We start from the raw sequence: 20,946 nt of genomic DNA, 5'->3' as shown, positions 1-20,946 counted from the left end.
GAGACCCCGGCTGTTTATCCTTAATTAAAGAACTATTCCCTTCAATTGTTAGTTCTTCATCGTAATATGCGATATCATAATGATTCAGCCCCATCTGGCTTCAGGCCGGAGGCCTCAAGCCAGATGGGGTAAGGATGACGTTGCCGGTTGCAATTATGCCCCATAAATCCCATTTTAATTTTTTACCCGGAAAAGCGGCCTTTCGGGCTTTCACGAACATCTTCGTCCCGATACTTGCCGCCGGGGCCTTTTTCCTCTCCGTAACCTCCTGCAAGCCCATGATGAATGCATCCGCCGAAGCCGGCAGCTACCCGTACCAGACCATCCCCGGAGACTCTCTCCACACCAGAATATATACCCTCAAAAACGGCCTGACCGTCTACATGAGCCCCTACCGGGACGAACCGAGGATCTATACCTCCATCGCGGTGCGTGCCGGCAGCAAGAATGACCCGGCCGAAACCACCGGCCTGGCCCACTACCTTGAGCACATGCTCTTCAAGGGCACCGACTCCATCGGCTCACTCGACTATGAAAAAGAGCATCTGGAGCTCGAGAAGATTTCCGATCTGTATGAAGAGTACCGTGCAGCCGAAGACCCTGAAAAAAGGGCCGCCATTTACCGCGACATCGACAGCATCTCCAACGTGGCCGCCAGCTACGCAGTACCAAACGAGTACGACAAGCTGCTGAACTCAATCGGTGCTCAGGGCACCAACGCCTACACCTGGGTAGAGCAGACCGTCTACCTCAACGACATCCCGGCCGACAAGCTTGAGCAGTGGCTCACCATCGAAGCCGAACGGTTCCGCAACCCCGTCATGCGCCTCTTCCATACCGAACTGGAAACGGTGTACGAAGAGAAGAACATGACCATGGACAGCGATAGCCGCAAAATATGGGAAAATCTCTTCGCAGGGCTCTTCAAAAAGCACACCTACGGCACCCAGACGACCATAGGAAAAGCGGAACACCTGAAGAATCCGTCCATACGGAACGTCATGAACTACTATCGTACCTGGTACGTACCCAACAATATGGCGCTCTGCATCGCAGGCGATTTCGACCCCGACGAAACCATCCGGCTGATTGAAAGGAAGTTCTCAGTCCTCGAGCCCAAAGCGCTGCCGGCCTTCGTCCCGCCACAGGAAGAGCCCCTGAATAAGCCAGAAGTGATACGGGTCAAGGGCCCTGAAGCCGAAGAGGTTGTAATCGGGTTCCGGTTCCAGGGCGTCAACACCCGCGACGCCGACCTCCTTACCCTGCTCGACAAGGTGCTCTACAACCAGACGGCCGGACTTATCGATTTGAACCTGAACCAGAAGCAGAAGGTGCTCGACGCAGGCTCCATGCTGGTGCTGATGAAAGACTATTCAGCTCATATCCTCAGCGCCAAGCCGCGCGAAGGCCAGAGCCTCGAAGAAGTCTCCCGCCTTCTGCAGGAGCAGGTGGAACTCATGAAAAACGGGGAGTTCCCGGACTGGCTCCTCGAGGCTGCCGTCAACGACCTGAAAATAGAACAGCTGAAGCTCTACGAAAGCAACCGCGGCAGGGTCGAAGCCTATGTCGACTCCTTCATCTGGGGCATGGACTGGCAGCAGTACAGCACCCAGATCGACCGACTCCGCAAAATTTCAAAAGAGGAGCTCACCGCCTTCGCCAGACAGCACTATAAAACGAACTACGTCGAGGTCCAGAAAGAGCATGGCACGCCGGAAAGCGAGACCAAAATACAGAAACCCCCGATCACCCCGCTCAAAGTCAACCGCGATACCCTCTCGACGTTTGCCGGTGAACTGCTCGCCATGCCCTCGAAAGGCACTGAGCCGGTCTATCTCGACTACCGGAAGGACATAGGGGTTCATGAGGTCAAGAGCGGCGTGAAGCTTCACTATGTTGAAAACCGCGAGAACGACCTGTACTCGCTCTACTATGTGTTCGACACAGGAAAGAACCAAAGCCGCAAAATCGAGCTGGCTCTCGACTACCTCTCCTATCTCGGCACGGCTGAACTTCCCCCGGAGGATTTCAGCCGCGAGCTCTACCGGCTCGGCACCAGCTTCTCGGCCTTTACTTCGGAGAACTTCGTCTATCTGAAGCTCTCAGGGCTCAGGGAGAACTTTCCCCGTGCGCTCCGCCTGCTTGAATCGCTCCTGGAGAACGCCCGCCCCGATCGGGATGCCCTTATGAAGCTGAAAGCCGGCATCCGGAAGGAGCGTGCAGACGACAAGCTTTCGAAGCGGAAAATCCTCTTCGAAGCAATGTCAAGTTACGGCAAGTACGGCCCGAAGTCACCATTCACCAATGTCCTCTCAGACCGCGAACTCGAAGCACTCACCCCCGAAGAGCTCCTGGGAGAGGTGCGCCACCTCATGCAGTACCGCCACCGCGTGCTGTACTACGGGCCCGATTCGGCCGAAACAATCGTCCGTGAACTCCAGACGGTACGCAGCTACCCGGCCGCACCCGAAGCCCCGCCGACATCCGATCCGTTCCCTGAGCTTGAGCAGACAGGAAACACCATCTTCGTAGTCGATTACGACATGACACAGGCGGAGGTTATCATGCTGACGCGTGACGCCATCTACGACCCTTCGGAGGTGCCGCTTATTTCTCTCTTCAACGAATATTACGGGGGAGGGATGTCATCGGTGGTATTCCAGGAGCTCCGTGAAGCCAAGGCTCTGGCCTATTCAGTATTTTCCGTGTACCGGACACCCAAACAGAAAGAAAAACATAACTATATTTTCAGCTACATCGGGACCCAGTCGGACAAGCTGCCCGAAGCACTCGGAGGCATCAGCGAACTGATGCAGGAACTGCCCCTATCGCCGGAACTGTTCGCCTCGGCCCGGAACGGAATCCTGCAGAAGATCTCCAGCGAGCGGCTCACCCGCACCGAGGTGCTCTTTAATTATGAAGACGCCGTCCGGTTAGGACATGAGGGCGATATACGCCGGGAAATCTTTGAAGGTGCGCAAAAGATGGGCATCGATGATGTGCAGCGGTTCCACGAAAACCACTTCAGGAACAGAAAGCATGTCATGCTGGTCCTCGGCAAAAAGGAGGAGCTTGACATAAACACCCTGCGCAAATACGGAACCGTTCGAGAGCTCACGCTTGAAAACATATTCGGGTACTGACCCCAGAGCGAATGAAAATCCTTGACCGCTACATATTCAGGCAGTTCGTGAAGACATTCGTCTTCACGAGCCTCGCCTTCGTAGCCCTGTTCATGCTCATCCACATGGTCGAGAACCTCGACGATTTCATGGACAGGAATCAGGGATTCGATGCCATCGCACAGTACTACCTGTTCGCTATACCGCAGACTATTCTCATCACCTCTCCGGTCAGCTCTCTTCTTGCCGCGATCCTCGTGGCAGGCAAGCTTGCAGTCTCAAGCGAGCTGCCCGCCATCCGTTCAGCAGGCGTCAGCATGGGCCAGCTTCTCTACCCGTTCCTGCTCGGAGGCATGATCATCAGTACCATCAACCTCACGAACTCGTTCTGGATCGCCCCGGCCGCAACGATGCGCAACAACAACTTCGAGCGCAACGAACTTGGACACCATCAGAGGGATGAGGAAGGCGGCAACAGCAACCTCCATATCCTCGAACCCGGAAACCACATCATAACCCTCGGTTCGCTCAACCCCGACATGTCGAGTGCCAGGGATGTCTCCATCGAGCAGTTCAGCGACAGCGGCATCATTTCCCGCTCCGATGCGGACAGCATGCGCTACAGCCCTGAAAATCAGGAGTGGGTGCTCCGGAATGCTTCGCTGCGAACGTTCGAAAACGGAAGCGAGCGGTTCCGGACCGAAAGCATCCTGCCGGTGAAACTCCATCTCTCACTCCAGTCTCTGGCTGAGCTCAACCTCCGGCCTGATGAAATGAACATCGGGCGCCACTGGCAGTACCTTTCAGAAAAGAAGCATGCCGGGTTCGCAGGCCTCGAGCGGAGCTCAGTCAAGCTGCACACCAAGCTCTCGCTGCCCTTCGCCTCGCTCATCATCATCCTCATCGGCGTACCGCTGTCTGCCAAGAAAAAGCGTGGCGGACTTGCCGCTGAAATCGGCATCAGCCTGTTTGCCGGGTTCCTCTTCCTCGGCCTCCAGAAAACCATCGCCACCTTCGGCTACAACGGCGTAATGCCGCCGATGCTTGCAGCCTGGCTACCGAACCTGCTCTTTCTCGGCGTCGGGTACGTCATCTACCGCTACTCCCCTGACTGAGCCGATGCATCCCCTGCAGCACCCGCCCGCCGTCGTACTCATGACCGACTTCGGCACCGGGGACACCTACGTCGGACAGATGAAAGGGGTCATCCTCACCATCGCACCCGAAACCCGCATCATAGACCTCACGCACGCCGTAACACCCCAGGACATCACGGAAGGCGCATTCCTGCTTGAACGTGCTCTCCCCTACCTTCCTCCGGCATCGATTGTCGTAGCCGTCATCGACCCGGGAGTCGGCACCAGCCGCAGGGCCATCGCCGTGGAAGCCGGAGGGCGGAGATTCCTTGCACCGGACAACGGCCTGCTCACCACCATCCTCAATATGCATGGCTGCGGAGCGTGTGTCGAAGTGACAAACAGGCAGTACATCGCCCCCGAACGGAGCAGAACATTCCACGGCAGGGACGTTTTTTCACCGGCCGCAGCCCATCTTGCCAGCGGCATAGCACTTGAAGCGCTCGGCCCGGCACTTGATCCTGCCGGCTGCATGAAGCTCGCCATGCCGGGTTGCACGGCACTCGGAAAAGGGGTATGGGAAGGGGGCGTCATCTTTGCCGACCGGTTCGGCAACCTCGTCACATCCATCGACAGCAGCCTCGCTGCCGAAGAAGACCGATGGCGCCTCGTCCTCCCGGACGGCACCGCGCTCCCGGTTCAGGAAACCTACGGCAACGTCCCGGAAGGCGAACCACTTGCCTACCGGGGCAGCTTCGGCACCCTGGAAGTCGGTGTCCGCAATGCCAGTGCCATCGAACGCTTCGGCCTGAGCCGGGGTGAGCGGATCAGGCTTGAACGCATCTAGGCGCATTGCCTTCCCTTAGGGTGGATGTTTCCGGCGCCCCCCCACCACACGCACACACACACACACACTCTCTCTCTCTCTCTCTCTGCTCAGGGGACAAAAGGAAACCTGGCGGCCTGAAGGGGATTACTGGCAACGCCCTGCACGAACCTGCAGATCGCAGATCGAAAAAAGAAGCCGCCCCGGAAGGGCGGCTTCTGCATCACAACGTAAAAAATGTCCGGAAATACCGTTCAGCTACCGATATACTCCTTCAGCACCTTACTGTAGGCCGACGTACGGAGACGGCGGATGGCTTTCTCCTTGATCTGGCGCACGCGCTCGCGCGTGAGCTTGAACTTCTCGCCAATCTCCTCGAGGGTGAGGGGGTTGTCCATGCCGATGCCGAAGTAGGATTTGATCACGTCAGCTTCGCGCGGAGCAAGCACCGACAGCGAACGCTCTACCTCAAGGGTGAGGGAATCGCGGTTCAGCCCGTGGTCCGGCAGGTGACCGTCGTTCTGCAGCACGTCGAGCAGACGGTTGTCGTCGCCCTGGGCGAACGGCGCATCCACCGACACATGGCGGCCGGCGATCTTCAATGTATCTGCAACGTCCTGCGAGTCCATGTCGAGCAGGTTGGCCAGCTCCTTGGTGTTCGGGTCGCGCTCGAACTCCTGCTCAAGCTGACTGTAGGCCTTGCTGATCTTGTTCAGGGTGCCGACACGGTTCAGTGGCAGGCGGACAATCCTCGACTGCTCGGCAAGGGCCTGAAGAATCGACTGGCGGATCCACCACACGGCGTAGGAGATGAACTTGAACCCTCTCGTTTCGTCAAAGCGCTTGGCCGCCTTGATGAGGCCGAGGTTGCCTTCGTTGATGAGGTCGCCAAGCGTGAGCCCCTGATTCTGGTACTGCTTGGCAACGGACACCACAAAGCGGAGGTTGCCCTTGATCAGTTTGTCCAGCGCCCGTTTAGCCCGTTTGTACTCTGTCGTATCCACCGGCATGTCGAAGCCTTCCTTGATGGCCTTCGTCAGCCGAACTTCATCATCTGCCGTCAGAAGATCGTACTTGCCGATTTCCTGCAGATACCGGTCCAGCGAGAGACTCTCGCGGTTGGTTATCTGCTTGCTTATTTTAAGCTGCCTCATATGTGCCATTCCCCCTCAAATATTCACGTGTGTTGAACCGGCGCGGCCGGCCTATACTATAAACCGGCAAAATCACAATATAATCGCTCAGTACATAATCCAAAAAACCGATTTTTTCTGGCTATCCATCCGCTTCCCTGAGTGCCCTTCAGTCGCTGAGCACCGCCAGATTACCCTCCAGTTTCAGGAGGTTGGCCTCAGCGTCGGCCAGTTTTTCGCGCTCCTTGGCCACCACATCTTCAGGTGCGTGATCGGCAAATCCTGAATTGGATAGTTTCTTCTTAAGCTGGGTGACATAACCCGATACATTCTGTATCTCTTTTTCCAGGCGGGAGAGTTCCTTCTCGAATGATATTAAACCCTCCAGAAGCACAAAGAGTTCATGTCCCTCGACCACCGAAGCGGCAGCATGCGGCGGCCGGGCATCGTCCTCTATAATCGAAGGGGTGCACTGGCCGAGCGCGGCAATGAAGGCAAGGCCGCTGTTGAGCGATTCCCCGGCAACGCTCCGGGCTCCTTTAAAGCGCACCTCTGCGCGAAGTCCCGGGGGCACGCCGAACAGTGCCTTAAGGCTCCGTATCTCCGTCACCACCTTCTGCACCAGCCCGAAGCCTTCCTCAGCAACCGGAGCGGCTGCCGGCACGGGCATCTCCGACGATGCGATGCTTTGGGTTGCGGGGCGCGGCAGAACCGAATGCCATATTTCATCGGTGATGAAAGGCATCACGGGATGCAGAACCCTCAGGCTCCCTTCAAGCACGTACACGGCAAGCGCAACAGCCTTTCTTGCTTCCCCGGGCGAACACCCCTCAGCAAGCGTTACCTTCAGTGCTTCGAGGTACCAGTCGCAGTAGTCGCCCCAGAAAAACTCATAGACTGTTTTGACGATGTCGTTCATCCGGAACTGTGCGAACGCCGCATGGTAACGCTCCAGCATGGCGTTGTAGGAGGAGAGGATCCAGCGGCCCGCCATATCGAATGATTCCAAGGAGGGATCGAACCCTTCGTAGTATCGGGCAAAGTCCGCCGGGCCCTCGAAATGCTTTTCGCGCTGCATGAATACCAGGCGCGACGCGTTCCAGATCTTTGTAGCGAAGTTCCTTCCGAGCTCGCACTTCTCCTCACCAAACAACACGTCCTGACCAAGCGGGGCGATGTAGATGATGGTGAAGCGCAGGGCATCGGTACCGTATGTGTCAATCACCTTCAGGGGATCCGGGGAGTTTCCGAGCGATTTGGAGAGCTTGCGGCCCTTCATGTCACGGATGATGCTTGTGAAGTAGACGTCCCGGAACGGCACGTCGCCCTTGAAGTACATGCCGGCCATGATCATGCGGGCAACCCAGAAAAAGATGATGTCGGGACCCGTAACGAGCGTGTCGGTTGGATAAAACGCCCTGAGATCTTCGTTGTCGCTTTTCGGGCCGGTCCAGCCGAGCGTGGTCAGGGGCCAGAGCCAGGATGAGAACCAGGTATCAAGCACGTCCTCATCCTGCACCAGTTTGTCGGTGCCGGCAAGGCGGCATGCCTCGTCGTAGGAATCCGCCACCCATACCTGACCGTCGGGTCCGTACCATGCGGGGATGCGGTGCCCCCACCAGAGCTGGCGGGATATGCACCAGTCCTGGATGTTCTCCATCCAGTGGCGGTAGGTGTTGATCCAGTGCGGGGGGTGGAACCGGATTTCTCCATCGTTGACAACCTGCAGCGCTTTTTCTGCAAGGGGCTGCATCTTCACAAACCACTGCTCGGAAAGGTAGGGCTCGACGACCACGTCAGCTCGCTCAGAGTATCCCACGTTATGTTCGTAGTCCTCGACACGGTCCAGATTTCCGAGCTCATCAAGGTCCGCAATGATCTTTTTGCGGGCATCGAACCGGTCCATGCCCATGTAGCCGTATTCGTCGGTCATCCTGCCGTCCTTGCCGACGACGGAAATCACCGGCAGGTTGTGGCGGCCTGCAACCGCATAGTCGTTGGGGTCGTGGGCAGGAGTGATTTTCAGCGCGCCCGTACCGAACTCGATATCGACATAGTCGTCGGCGATGACAGGGATGTGGCGGCCTGCAATCGGCACCACCACCATTTCGCCCACAAGGTCACGGAAGCGTTCGTCCTGAGGGTTCACGGCAATGGCCACGTCGGCAAGGATGGTCTCGGGCCGCACGGTGGCGATGGTGATGAAACGGGCAGGGTCTTTGGCAAGCGCGTAGCGCACATAGACCAGCTGGTCACGGCGCGGCTTCATGATCACCTCTTCATCGGAGAGCGCAGTCTGCGACACCGGACACCAGTTGATGATGCGTTTGCCGCGGTAGATGAGTCCGTCGCGGTAGAGGGCGATGAAGGCATTGATGACCGCTTCGGAAGCCCGCTCGTCCATGGTGAACAGGTTCCGGCGCCAGTCGCAGGAGATCCCGAGCCGCCGGAGCTGTTTCAAGATAAGCCCGCCGTACTCGTCCCTCCACTGCCAGACATGGGAGAGGAAATCCTTGCGGCCGAGGTCGTGGCGGCTGATGCCGTCCTTGCGCAGCTTCCGCTCCACCACGGTCTGGGTGGCGATGCCGGCGTGGTCGGTGCCCGGAAGCCAGAGCGCCTCCTTTCCCGTCATGCGGCTGTAGCGGATGAAGATGTCCTGAAGGGTATGGTTCAGCACATGGCCGAGCGTCAGGCTGCCGGTCACGTTCGGCGGCGGCATGAGCACGCTGTAGGGCTTGCGGCCCTCGCCATGGACCCGGGAGTGCTCGGCATGGAAGGTGCCGAGCGCCTCCCAGTGGGCGCTCCGCCACCGGTCCTCTACTTCACTGTGGTTATAGGTCTTCTCAAGGTTGAAGGGGACTTGCTGGTCGCTCATTGCAGGGAGGTAAATCGGTTGCGGCCGAAAAGGGCCGTTGTCAGTCTTTCTTTTCCGGGGCGGGGCGTTTTGCGAACACCTGGTCGATGATGCCGTAGTCGAGGGCTTCCTCTGCGTTCATCCAGCGGTCGCGCTCGGAGTCCTCACGCACCTGCTGTACATCCTTGCCGGTATGGCTGGCGAGGATCTCTTCAAGCAGGCGGCGGATCTTCTCGATCTCTCGCGCCTGGATGATGATGTCGCTCTCCTGGCCCTGTGCGCCGCCGGAGGGCTGGTGGATCATGATGCGCGAATGGGGAAGCGAGGCCCGCTTGCCCTTTGCGCCGCTGGCAAGCAGGAACGCGCCCATGCTTGCCGCCATGCCGACGCATACCGTCGACACATCGGGGCGGATGTACTGCATGGTATCGTAGATGCCGAGGCCGGCCGATACGCTGCCGCCGGGGGAGTTTACATAAATGTAGATATCGCGCTCAGGATCTTCAGACTCAAGGAAAATCAGCTGCGCCATGATGAGTCCGGCGACATGCTCGTCGATGCCGCTGCCGAGGAAGATGATGCGCTCGCGGAGCAGACGGGAAAAGATGTCAAAGGCCCGCTCACCGCGGCCTGAGGTCTCGATGACCATCGGCACCAGCGAGTTCTGGATACCCTGTTCTATCGCACCCGAGTAGAGCTTTGAGGCGTGGTGCTCGAAACCGAAATTGATGTTTGCCATTTGTGTATGGTCTGTAAGTGGTCGATGAAAACGAGAAGGCCCCAGCATCCGGAGCACATGTCAGGGAAGATACTGAGTATCCTGTAGAAACGGAAACCGCAATGCCGCACTAAAAGTGTCAATCGATGCAGGAGAGGGCAATGCGCCCTGGAATGGTTATCTGGTAACCGCTGCGTACTCGTACCTGTGCCATAGGTCTATCGCCTCCTTCATGAGAGCTCTCTTTGCTACCAATATAGAATATTCAGAAAAAGGGTCGCACATGTTCAGCATCATGAGGAAAAATACCGTGCAGAAGGAGCTCCTGCGATAAGAAATGCCACGGACCGCTATAGCTGATTTCAACCACATCCGGCTCAATCAGCCTTGCTGGTCCCCAGAAGCAGGAAGATGCTGTCCTGATTGCCGGCAAAGACCTGATACGGGCGAAGCTCCTTGACGGGATCGAAAACGGCGCTGCGCACCTTGATGTGGTACCCCTCCAGGAAATTCAGGATGAGGGAGCTTTTCAGGGCGAAATTGACATTCTGCGGGAAGTCCCCGTATTTCTGCAGCGCCTTCTGCGCGTCCAGCTTGTGACTGATGAGGCCGTATACCCTGCCGTCCGGACCGATCACCGGGCTGCCTGAATTGCCGCGCTGGATTTCAGCGCTCAGCTGGAACCAGTCCTCACGGCCCCGGAATTTCTGGTCGCCGTTGAAGATGCCTGCAGTGATACGCTTTTCGGAAACGTAATTGCCGATTTTGGGAAAACCGAGCACGAAGGTCTCCGCTCCCCTCGGAAAAGTCTGCCACTGACCGAACTCGAGCGGTCGGCCCTGAACGGAGGCAGCAATGATGGCGATGTCGAGCTCGTCGCTGTATCCGACGACCTTTGCCGCCGTGAAGACCCGATCGCGCTCCTTGGCGACGTAGAGCCGCTGCTTGCCCCTGACTGCGTGGTTGGCGGTGAGGAGGTAGCCTGGAGCGATAAGAAACGCGGTTGCAACGGAGGTTTCAGGGGTGAGGGTAAGGGCGCGCTTTACGGATTGCGGCGCAGGCGGCGCCGCATCAGCAAATGGCGAGAGAACAGATACCGAAAGGGTTATGAGAAGAATCAGTCGTTTCAGCATGCGGCATCACTCCCTGAAGGCCCGGTCCTGGAGTTTGAATACAGGCTCCATCAGATACTCCATCACAGTCCTCTTGGCAATCACCATATCGACGTTGGCCGCCATACCGGGAGTGACGGGGTAGTGCCTGCCCTTGTTCTCGAGATAGGACTGGTCGAGCTCAACGCGGACCTGGAAGAACTCCCGGCCATCCTCGAGCTGCTGCGCATCGGGGCTGATGACGGTAACTTTGCCCTTGATGTCGCCGAAGCGTGAGAAGTCATAGGCCGTAAGCTTGACGGAGACGGTCTGTCCGATATGGACGAAAGCGATATCCTTCTGCTGGATGGCGGCTTCAATTTCGATTTTACCGTCGATCGGCGTCAGCTCAAGAATCGGCTGACCCGGCTGGACCACCCCGCCTTCGGTGCGGACGTGGATCTTGTTGACGATTGCGTTCACCGGAGCAACGAGCTGGGTACGGTTCAGGCGATCACTCAGACCCTGCAGTTTCTGTCGAACCTCGGCAAGTCGCCCCACACCCTCTGCATACTCGTTTCCGACCTGACTCATGAAATTCATACGCGACTGGGCTAGACGGAAACGCCCTTCGGCAAGAGCCGCATCGGCCCGTTTGAGGGATACTTTCGCCTTATTGAGCTGCGACTGGGCCTCGTTGCGTTCCCGGTCCACATTGATCAGTGAAAGACGCGCTTCGAGCCTGCGGTCCACAAGATCCTTGATGAGTCCGTATTCGGCCCTGGCGAGTTCAAGCTCCCTTTTGGCCCGGTGCAGCTCGGCTTCAGTCTGCATCCGCTCTTCCCTGCGCTGGCTTACCTGCGCGTCAAGCAGCTGGAACTCCGTGTCGAGCACGGCCTTCCGTTCCCGGTACTGAGCCTGTTCGGCGGCTATGAGCTCAGGCTCCTCCTGCATCACCTCAAAAGGAAAAACCGGATCCCGCTCCTCTTTTTCAGCAAGAAGGCGCTCGACGCGCACCGCAATCGCCCGTTCCTCTTTCTGCGCCTGGCCGTAAAGACTCTTTGCCTGGGTGGGATCGAGACTCACCAGCACACTCCCCTCCTCTGCAACATCACCCTCACGCGCATAGATGTGCTCGATGATGCCCCCCTCGAGGCTCTGGATGAGCTGGGTCTGTTTCGGCGTAACCACCTTGCCCTGCCCGGTAACGACATGGTCCAGCTCTGCAAACGACGCCCATATGAGCATGACCGCCAGAAACACCGTGATCGAGAGCAGAAGGAACGTCGGCGTCGACTGCTTCCCGCCCCAGAGACGGTTCAAGCGGTCGATGCGCTCGAGGCTGGAAGAGACGAACCGGGCAAAACGCGACTCCTCCTCACCCTCAGAGTGCGGCGAGAGGAACCCTGCAAGGATCTCTTCGGCAGACCTGCCCTTTAGAAACGGAAACTTCAAGAAGCCGATCCCTCCTGATTGGTGAAAATGAAAGACTCAAAAGCAGGAATGGCCCCCCAGAGGGGGCCTTCGTTCCTGACTGTAAACCACAGAGACAACAGACGGGGAGCTTACTCCTTGACCTGTGTGTCGATGACATCGGAAGCATCACCTTCGCCTTCGATCTTCTCGTCCTCACGGCGTTTCAGTATACCTTTCTCGAGCATCTCCTCGATGGCGCGATTGATGCCGGTATGCATCCGGAGAAATGAAGCGATAGGCAGCACGAGGTCGCCTCTCTCCTGTGCACGCTGCTCGCCTTTTTCGTCCTGCATCCTGCGGACGGTCTGAATGCGCACAAGGCCGCCGCCGATGCGGATGAGGCCGATATCGTCAATGAACTGGTCCATAAGTGTTCTCCTGTTGAGGGTTTCTGGGGATTGGTACTGCAGTAAATAACGTCAATTAAAATAGGTTTTCCATTCCATAGCGACAAGTGCATTGTCGGCACCCTCGCCTGCTCATCCTTTCACCGCCATGGCAGTGGGGGGAGCTCCCGGAGCCGGGTTTTTCCGGTCGAGGATCGATTTCGGGCCGTCGGCGATAATGCGCCCCTTGTCGAAGATGATCACCCTGTCGACAAGCTTCAGCATGGCGCTGCGGTGGGTGATGACGACAAGCGTCTTGCCGATGATCACCTGTGAGAGCCGCTCGACGAACTTCGTTTCCGAGCCCATATCCATCATGCTCGTCGGCTCGTCCATGATGAAGACGGAGCGGTTCCCGACCAGACCCCTGGCAAGCGAAATCGCCTGTTTCTGGCCACCTGAGAGCCCCTCACCCCGCTCTCGGAGCATGAGGTCGTAGCCGTTCGGGTGGTCGCCGAGAAAATCGTGGACACCGGCAATCTGGGCCGCCCGAAGAAGCTCTTCGTCGGAAACGGCGAGGGCACCCGAAGCGATGTTGTCACGCACCGAACCCGAAAAGAGCCAGCTGTCCTGCATAATGAAGGAAACATGCCGGCGGATGTCGAAAGGGTCGATCTGGCGGACATCGGTATCATCGATCAGCACCGAACCGGAAGAGGGCCCATAGAGTCCGAGCATGAGCCGTGCGGCCGTGCTCTTGCCGGAACCGATCTTGCCGAGAAGAGCGACCCGCTCACCCGGCTGGATCGTGAACGACAAGTCCTGCAGGGCGTTCTGCTGCTGGTCGGGGTATGCGAAATTGACCTGACGGAACTCCAGCTTGCCGAGCATCTTCTCCTTGTTCAGGAACCGGGTCGAGGGGGGCCGGTCGAGCGGAAGGGCCATGAAGCGGTCGAGAGCAAGGAATGAAGCCTTCGCATGCACGAGCCTCGTGAGCAGGCCGGCAATCTGGCCGAGCGGTGCCATGCCGCGACCGGCAAGGATGACTGCTGCGATGAGGGCGCCCATCGTCATGTTGCCCACCGCCGCCTCGTAGGCTCCGACCACGATGATCATGACCTGGGCGATCTGCTGGGCGAACGCACTGAAATTGACGACTATCTGGGAGACGAGGCGGGACTTGACGGCTGAACCCGACTGGGCGAGCAGGCTCTCGCGCCAGCGCTTGCGCATCTCGCGCGTCGCCATGGAGGTCTTCATCACCTCCAGGCCGCTGATGGTCTCGACAAGGATCGACTGCTTCGACTTTCCCTCTTCAAGCGACTCCTGGGCCAGCTTGCTGAGGAACGGCTGGGCGATGACGCCGGAAGCGACAACCACAATAACCAGCACCGCCGGAACAAGAACCACCGGGCCGCCGATGACAAAGATCGCAATGAGGAAGACGATGACGAAGGGAAGATCGATGAGTGCGACAAGGGTGGCGGAGGTGAGGAAGTCGCGCAGGGTTTCAAACTCGCGCATGACGCTGCTGAGTCCTCCGACCGAATCGCGTTTGGCCGAAAGATCTATCGACACCAGCTGCTCGAACAGCTTCTCGCCGATGCGCACGTCAGCCCGGGAACCCGCCCCGTCGAGAAACCAGGAGCGGAGCATCTTGATGAGTGAATCGAAAACAAGGGCGATGAACACGCCGATGGTGAGGGCGACGAGCGACTCGGTCGCGTTGTTTGGCAGAACACGGTTATAGACCACCATGGAGAAGATCGATGTGGTCATGGCAAGCAGGTTCGTCATGACGGCGGCAATGAAGACCTGCCCGTAAGCCCACTTGCTCTCCTCAAGAGGACGGAGCAGCCAGCTCCAGCGGCTGAAGAGGCTCGCCGAATCAAAGCCGATCCGGTAGACGCGCTCAATGTTACGGGAGTAAGCCTGTTCCTGGAGTTTCAGTCCCTCCTTCGAACCCTCCGGCTCGAGCACATCGGCCTGTCCCCCCTCGGCAAGCCGGGTGATGACGACGAACTTGTCGACGTTATGCTGCACGAGCGCCGGAAGATCCTCATCCTCAAGGCGCGTCACATCCTTCGGCAGCTCATATATCCGCAGACCGCAGACACGGGCCACATCCTGGATGTCCTCGATCTCCGCCTGCGCCTTACCCTGGGGAAGGGCGCTGCGGATGAGATCCAGGCTCAGCGACTTGCCGGACTGGCGGGCGAAGTCGAGAATGATCTTCTCGAAATTCGAGGCCAGCTTGACCGGTTTCGGCTCAAGGATCTCTACGTCAGCTTCGTCAGTATAGGTGGTCATGGCAAGAATATAGTGGAATCACTCCGTAAATGTTCAATTGGCGAGCGATGAATAGAGCTGATCCCACCAGTGCTCGCTGAGGACCCCGCTGTCGACCGGAGCAAACCAGTCCGAAGAGACGGTGTCGGGCACATTCGCAGGATCGAAATCGATGCGGACATCCACATCCGCGAGCGCCTCCCCGTCGGCGTCGACGAACCCTTCGAGGTGCAGCGATGCATAACCCGCACCGTCGTCAAGGTTCAGGTAGGAGGAATAATCGTCCATGAAATCAGTATTGACAAGATCGGCGGCAGTAAGCGCCTGGAGCCCGCCCGTCGATTCATGATAGAATCCCGTGATGTCGATGAGATCCCTCTCATCGATTGAAAAGTCCTCGATGACGAGCGACGCGCCCTGCTCCGGATCCTGCGGAAGGAACACGAAGGTATCGGCCCCCTCGCCGCCGTTCAGGACGACCTCGCCGGGATCCGCACCGGTCCATGCCGTGGTGGCGATAAGCACATCGTCTCCCGTACCGCCATACAGATGATCGTCGCCGCCGAGCGAGACGATCACATCGTCACCCCCGCCTCCGGCAAGCACATCGTCGCCGAGCCCGCCGATCAGCCGGTCACCGTACAGACTCCCCTCGACCTTGATGCCGATGGTAGTCTGCAGCGGATCGTAAGCGCCGTCCATGAGGAGCGCCCCGTCGGCGGAAGCGACATTCAGCACCCAGCCGGTGCCGAAAACCAGATCGCCGGTGACTGCCGTGAACTGCAGTATTGCATCCGCAAAAACATATTCTTCAACCTGCACGTAGTCAACCTGTCCCGACAGGTCTTCCCAGAAATTGTCGACACGCTCGATCCTGAGCACAGGAAGATCCTCTTCGAACGAGAGATCATACTCGGTGATGCCGCGGAAGCCCGCCTCGTCGCCGAGCAGCGTGTTGAGGAAGTCGAACTGGGAAGCGGAGACGAACGCAATCTTGTACTCCGACATACCGTAGTGGAAATAGACTGTATCCTCACCCTCACCGCCGACCACATAGTTCTGCGTGTAGGTGAAATCGCCGAACGCGTCGGCGTAGTAGATGTCGTCGCCATATCCGCCACTCACGATGTCGTCGCCGTCTCCTGCAAGGAAAGTATCGTCGCCCTCTCCGCCCATGAGCACATCGTCCTGCTCATGACCCAGCAGCAGGTCGTCACCGCCCTCTCCGTAGAGGATGTCGTCACCCGTCAGGCCGTCGATCACATCCGCCGATGCCGTGCCCCACAGCGTATCGTCAATCATGGTGATGTCGCCGACAATCGGGGACGACGGCATGACGGTGTAGACGGCTGACGCCCCCGTCGTGTTTTCGTTGCCGGTCCGGTCAAGGACGGCGCCGTCACCGACGCTCACCACCATCGGCATCGCCAGGCCCTGCGAGCTGCTCACCTCCAGCGTGGCCGTCCACAGCGTGGGATCGAGGGCATCCTGCTGAAGACCTGAAACGGTGTCGAAACAGAACACATCCGTCAGGTCGAATCCCGTCACCTCCTCGCTGAAGTCGAAGGTGACCGTAGTCGTCTCCCCCGCATACAGCACCGGATCGGCAATGGTGATAAAGAGTTCGGGCGGGCCGTCGGTTATCGTGAACGACTTGACGACGAGGCTCGCGTTCTCGGCTCGGTCAGTCAGGACAAGAATCGTCTCGTAGGTACCGGTGGTGACGACCTCCGGGAGCAGGAACTGCCAGGAAGCCTCGCCGGTCGAGGCATCGAAGGAGGTGATGGTGAAGGTCGAATCAGAGGAATTCGTCAGGCGGGTATCCGCATCATACGAAGAACTCTGCCACAGGCCGAGCTCTTCGTTGTAGGTCGCCGTATACTGGACGTCATCGAAGATCAGCTTGAACTCCAGATACTCAGACTCCTCAGCGGCATTCAGGCTGTCGACAAGGTCGACATATCCGCGCATGAAGAACGCACCCGACTCGGGATTGATGAGGCGGATGGAGGCCGTCTCGGGAGCCACCGCGTCACGCACCAGGGTACTGCCGGCAACGGGATTGCCGTTGTCATCGAGGGGGACCAGCGGATTGGTCACTGTATTGCCCTCGTTATCAGTCGTAGTATAGGTGAATGTTGAATTGTAGTCGGTAAACGAGTCGGTAAGCTCGACCTGCGTCGTGGTGAAGGAAATCAGGTCAAAGTCCAGCCCGCCAAGATCGTTGAATGTCACCTCAAGACCGTCGACGATGCTCGACACCCCGTAATCGACCTTGGAGGCGAGCTGGTCGTCAGAAGCAACCAGCTCGGAAAGTGCTGCCAGCTTGAGGCCGTACTGGTTGCTCTCGATATCCTCATCAGTGGCATCCTCCCCCAGAGCGGCAAGAAAATCCGACTCATCATTGACAGGAGTTGCCCTGGTGCTGACAATGTCGATACCGACCAGCTCCGAGATTCCCGATGCGGCCGCGGCGTAGTAGGTCGAAATCAGTTCGGCATCCGCTGCCACGTCAAACGAGAGCTCTTCGACACCTGCGGCCAGTTCAATCAGCCGGACGGCGCTCTCGGTGTAGGGGGTGACGCTGACCTCGCTGACGCTGTTTTCAGGAACGTCAACCACGGCACGGAGCGCCACGTCGAGCGCCGTGGTAGCTCCGGTCGCTTCGTCGACATAGCTGCCGCTTTCGAGGCTGAGGAACACATCGCCGAAGTAATGGAACAGCCTCACCTGGAACTCCTCGACCACCACCACCTCCGTACCGGAAATGATCTTCGTGTCGATGATGGCCCCCTCCCCGATGAACTGCACATCCTCGGCATCTGCACCGACGATCTCGTACGCCCCATCGATCTTCTCAATCGAAAAGAGCAGCTCTCCCGCGCTGGTATACGCATTGACGACCACCGTTCCGTCGTCGATAAACGGTCCGGCCGACATGTCGAAAATGAGGTCGGAAGGATCGTCGGTCCCCTGCAGCGTGACCGTGAAGTCGGCCGCATCGCTCGAATCCGTCCCGTCGGAAGCCACGACGCTGAAGGTGCGCGTCTCACCGCTGGTGACATCGTCGGCGGTATTGTTGAATTTAAGCGCGTCGAGCAGTAACTCATAGCTGGAGATCACCGCAGGGGCTCCTTCTCCTCCAGACTCTACGAGGCTCGTGAAGACGACCGTCCGATCTTCACCCGCATCGGTCACGCTGTAACTGAAAGCTGTGCCATCGTAACTCACCTCACCGACATTGTCCGAGGTATCCGACAGATCAATCACTGTGCTTCCGAGCACCAGCCGGTCTCCGGACTCCACCGTCGAAGAGGCGATCGAGACGGTGAGGCTCGTGAGGTTCGCGCTGTCGACGTCGGAGAGGTTCACCCCCTCAGCAGCAAATGCGACAGCCGCCGAACCGTCATCCGTTCCGGCGACCTCGACGAACGTGGCGGTGTTGTCTATGCCGGAGTCATCAAGAGGCTTGAGATCAACCGCCGGCATGTCGTTCACCGCCGAAACGTTTACGCTCAGCGTGTACTCTGAGGCACTGTAGTCGGTGCCGTCGTACACCTCGAAGCCGATCGTGGCGTAGGGGGTCCCGTATGCATCGTCGGCAGGCGTGTAGCGGAGATTCCAGGCATCGATGTCCGAGGCGCTGATAAGCTGGTCAGCAACAACATCGACCCACTGGGAACCGTCGTAGTACTCGAGGTCGCCGGCGCTCTCGAGCGCTGTGATCCGAACACCGGCAAACGAGTCGCCGTCGACATCACTGAAGGTGCCGAAATCGTCGGCAAGCAGCACCACGAAGGTATCCTCATCCATCGTGACGGTGTCGTCTGCAGCACTCGGAGCGTCATTGACCGATGAGACATTCAGTGTCAGGGTGTACTCCGAGCTACTATAGGCTACACCATCATATACCTCGAAGCCGAGCGATGCGTATGGGACCCCATACGCATCAGCAACCGGCGTGTAACGCAGGCGTCCTGCTTCGATGTCCGACGTGCTGATCTCCTGTGAATCGCTTACGGCTGTCCATGTCGTTCCATCACTGCTGTATTCGAGCGTGCCAGCCACAGGAAGCGTCGTGATCCGAACGCCAGCAAGCAAGTCACCGTCTACATCTGTAAAGCTGCCTAAGTCGGATACAGCCAACAGCACAGCCACATCCTCTTCAGTCGTTACACTGTCATCAGTCGAAGTCGGCACATCGTTGACCGATGTGACATTCACTGTGAGCGTATAGTCCGAACTGCTATATGAGCTTCCGTCCGACACCTGGAAGCCGATCGTGGTGTACGGGGTACCGTTCAGGTCGGCCGGCGGCGTGTAGCGCAGCCGCCCGGCTTCGATGTCCGAGGTGCTGATCTCCTGATCGAGCGGGACCGTCTCCCAGGCAACCCCGTCGCTGCTGTACTCGAGCGTTCCTCCGGTCGGGAGCGTCGAGATCTTCACCGCGGCCAGTACGTCGCCGTCGGCATCTGAAAATGCCCCGAAATCCTCAAGGGTAAAGGCATAGGCGACGTCCTCGTCGGTCGTCACGCTGTCATCGGTTGAGGAGGGCAGAGTGTTGATATCCACACTGAGGACATAACCGCCCTCACTGTAGGCCGCACCGTCATAAACCTCGAAGCCGATCGAGGCATAATCATCGCCCGATGCCCCGGCCTCCGGCACGAAACGCAGCCGTCCGCCGTCGATCGACTCCGTGCTGATCTCCTGACCGGCACTGACCGCCATCCATGTCGAACCGTCTGCGCTGTACTCGAGGCTGCCGGCGGAGGGCAGCGAGCTGATCTTCACCCCCGCGACGGAATCGCCGTCGACATCGGTGTATGTGCCGAAATCGTCGAGAGAAAGCACAATCGTCGTTCCTTCGTTCGACACGACACTGTCGTCGCTCGAAGTCGGAGCGTCGTTGACACCGCTCACTGTGATATCCAGCTGGGCTAAGTCTGTGCCGCCCTGACCGTCGGAGACCTGGTAGGTGAAGCTGTCCGTTGCCGATTCGCCCTCTCCGAGTGCGTCGGTCGCCGTCTGGTCGGCGGTGTAGGTGTAGCTGCCGTCGCTCGAGAGCGTCAGCGTGCCGTAGGTGCCCGTAAGCGCCTCCCCTACCGTGCCGATGGAGCCGTACCCCGACTCCGTACCCGTCCGCAGCGCCGTCACGCTCAGGCCATCGCCATCACCGTCGGTGTCGTTGGAGAGCACGCCATGGGCGGCATCGACGGCCAGCGTGGCGTCCTCATCGACCGAGCCGCCGTCGATCAGGGCAAGGGGGGAGGTGTTGTCGGCCGCAGGCTGCACGTCGAAATCATAATAAGAACGGGTCCCGGCAAAGAAACCCAGGCCAACGGCAAGCACCGCTGCCGGATCCAGCCAGAAGAGCCCTTTGTCGTCGTCATCGTCCTCTTCCTGAACAGAGTACATCGGCTCCTGCGGCTCGACGTACTCGAGGGTGTAGACCTGGTAGTCGGCGACGAGCGCATAGCCGGTATCGGAAGAAGGAACCAGATAGCTGAGGATGTCCTCACCGCCGTCAAACTCCATAATCACGGAGCTGCCTTCGGAATCGGGAGGTGTGACAACTTCTTCTGGATCGGCAGGGGGTTTTTCAGGAAGCGGGTCGGCGACAGTGAACACCTCCCGTTCGGAGGAGGTTTCGTCAAGAGGGTCAGGGATGGCGGCGCCAAGGGCGGCGTTCACATCCAGCGTAAGCCCGTCGTCCTGCTCTTCCCCCTGCGGCAACTCCAGGTGCGAGGCCGCCCACTTTTCATAAAAGAGATGGGAAACATAGAGGCCGATGCCGACGCCAAGATTGGATGGCCATGAACTCACGGTCCGGGCTATGCGCTTGCCTGCCCGGCGGGCCCAGTTCTTCAGCCGCATGGATCCATAGCCATTAACAAGTGTCTGGAAATACCCGAGCCCAATACTGCCATCTCGAATCCTCCGGACCGCAAAGGCTTATGGATTTGGGAAACTGACAACAAGGTTCAAAGAAAAAAATGCCAAAAAGCCGGTCCCGAAAGACCGGCTTGATTACT

Annotated in this window: 11 protein-coding genes; 3 read left to right on the top strand and 8 right to left on the bottom strand. The window is 58.5% G+C overall.

Going from position 1 to position 20,946, the window contains the following annotated elements:
• Positions 1–278: 278 nt before the first annotated feature.
• The 3 genes from A3K90_RS03980 to A3K90_RS03970 are packed head-to-tail and all read left to right on the top strand — an operon-like array spanning position 279 to position 5,045.
• Complete coding sequence (locus A3K90_RS03980; RefSeq protein WP_303681276.1) at positions 279–3,143, top strand: pitrilysin family protein; 2,865 nt, start codon at positions 279–281, stop codon at positions 3,141–3,143.
• Positions 3,144–3,154: 11 nt separating this feature from the next.
• A complete protein-coding gene (gene lptG, locus A3K90_RS03975; protein WP_303681275.1) occupies positions 3,155–4,237 on the top strand; it encodes an LPS export ABC transporter permease LptG in 1,083 nt (360 codons plus the stop codon).
• A gap of 4 nt (positions 4,238–4,241) precedes the next feature.
• On the top strand, positions 4,242–5,045 hold the full coding sequence (locus tag A3K90_RS03970; protein ID WP_303681274.1) for an S-adenosyl-l-methionine hydroxide adenosyltransferase family protein: 804 nt from the start codon (positions 4,242–4,244) through the stop codon (positions 5,043–5,045).
• Between the two features lie 233 nt (positions 5,046–5,278).
• On the opposite strand, the gene A3K90_RS03965 is transcribed toward A3K90_RS03970, so the two are convergent.
• The 8 genes from A3K90_RS03965 to A3K90_RS03930 form a co-directional block, all read right to left on the bottom strand.
• Complete coding sequence (locus A3K90_RS03965; RefSeq protein ID WP_303681319.1) at positions 5,279–6,178, bottom strand: RNA polymerase sigma factor RpoD/SigA; 900 nt, start codon at positions 6,176–6,178, stop codon at positions 5,279–5,281.
• Positions 6,179–6,326: 148 nt separating this feature from the next.
• Positions 6,327–9,032, bottom strand: coding sequence for a valine--tRNA ligase (locus tag A3K90_RS03960; RefSeq protein ID WP_303681273.1), 2,706 nt, complete (start codon positions 9,030–9,032; stop codon positions 6,327–6,329).
• 40 nt (positions 9,033–9,072) lie between these two features.
• Complete coding sequence (clpP, locus tag A3K90_RS03955) at positions 9,073–9,750, bottom strand: ATP-dependent Clp endopeptidase proteolytic subunit ClpP (protein ID WP_011357148.1); 678 nt, start codon at positions 9,748–9,750, stop codon at positions 9,073–9,075.
• Between the two features lie 356 nt (positions 9,751–10,106).
• Positions 10,107–10,862 carry a serine protease gene (locus A3K90_RS03950; RefSeq protein WP_011357147.1) on the bottom strand — a complete coding sequence of 252 codons (756 nt, stop codon included), beginning with the start codon at positions 10,860–10,862 and terminating at the stop codon, positions 10,107–10,109.
• A 6-nt stretch (positions 10,863–10,868) separates the two neighbouring features.
• Complete coding sequence (locus tag A3K90_RS03945; protein WP_303681272.1) at positions 10,869–12,275, bottom strand: HlyD family type I secretion periplasmic adaptor subunit; 1,407 nt, start codon at positions 12,273–12,275, stop codon at positions 10,869–10,871.
• A 110-nt stretch (positions 12,276–12,385) separates the two neighbouring features.
• On the bottom strand, positions 12,386–12,664 hold the full coding sequence (locus A3K90_RS03940; RefSeq protein ID WP_303681271.1) for a hypothetical protein: 279 nt from the start codon (positions 12,662–12,664) through the stop codon (positions 12,386–12,388).
• Positions 12,665–12,775: 111 nt separating this feature from the next.
• A complete protein-coding gene (locus tag A3K90_RS03935; protein WP_303681270.1) occupies positions 12,776–14,932 on the bottom strand; it encodes a type I secretion system permease/ATPase in 2,157 nt (718 codons plus the stop codon).
• Positions 14,933–14,965: 33 nt separating this feature from the next.
• Positions 14,966–20,788, bottom strand: a complete 5,823-nt coding sequence (locus A3K90_RS03930; RefSeq protein ID WP_303681269.1) for an Ig-like domain-containing protein — start codon at positions 20,786–20,788, stop codon at positions 14,966–14,968.
• Positions 20,789–20,946 lie beyond the last annotated feature (158 nt).

This window comes from Pelodictyon luteolum, assembly GCF_001622165.1.
Classification (GTDB): Bacteria; Bacteroidota; Chlorobiia; order Chlorobiales; family Chlorobiaceae; genus Chlorobium; species Chlorobium luteolum_B.
Note: the sequence above shows the minus strand (reverse complement) of the source record. Positions and strands in the feature narration are given on the sequence as shown.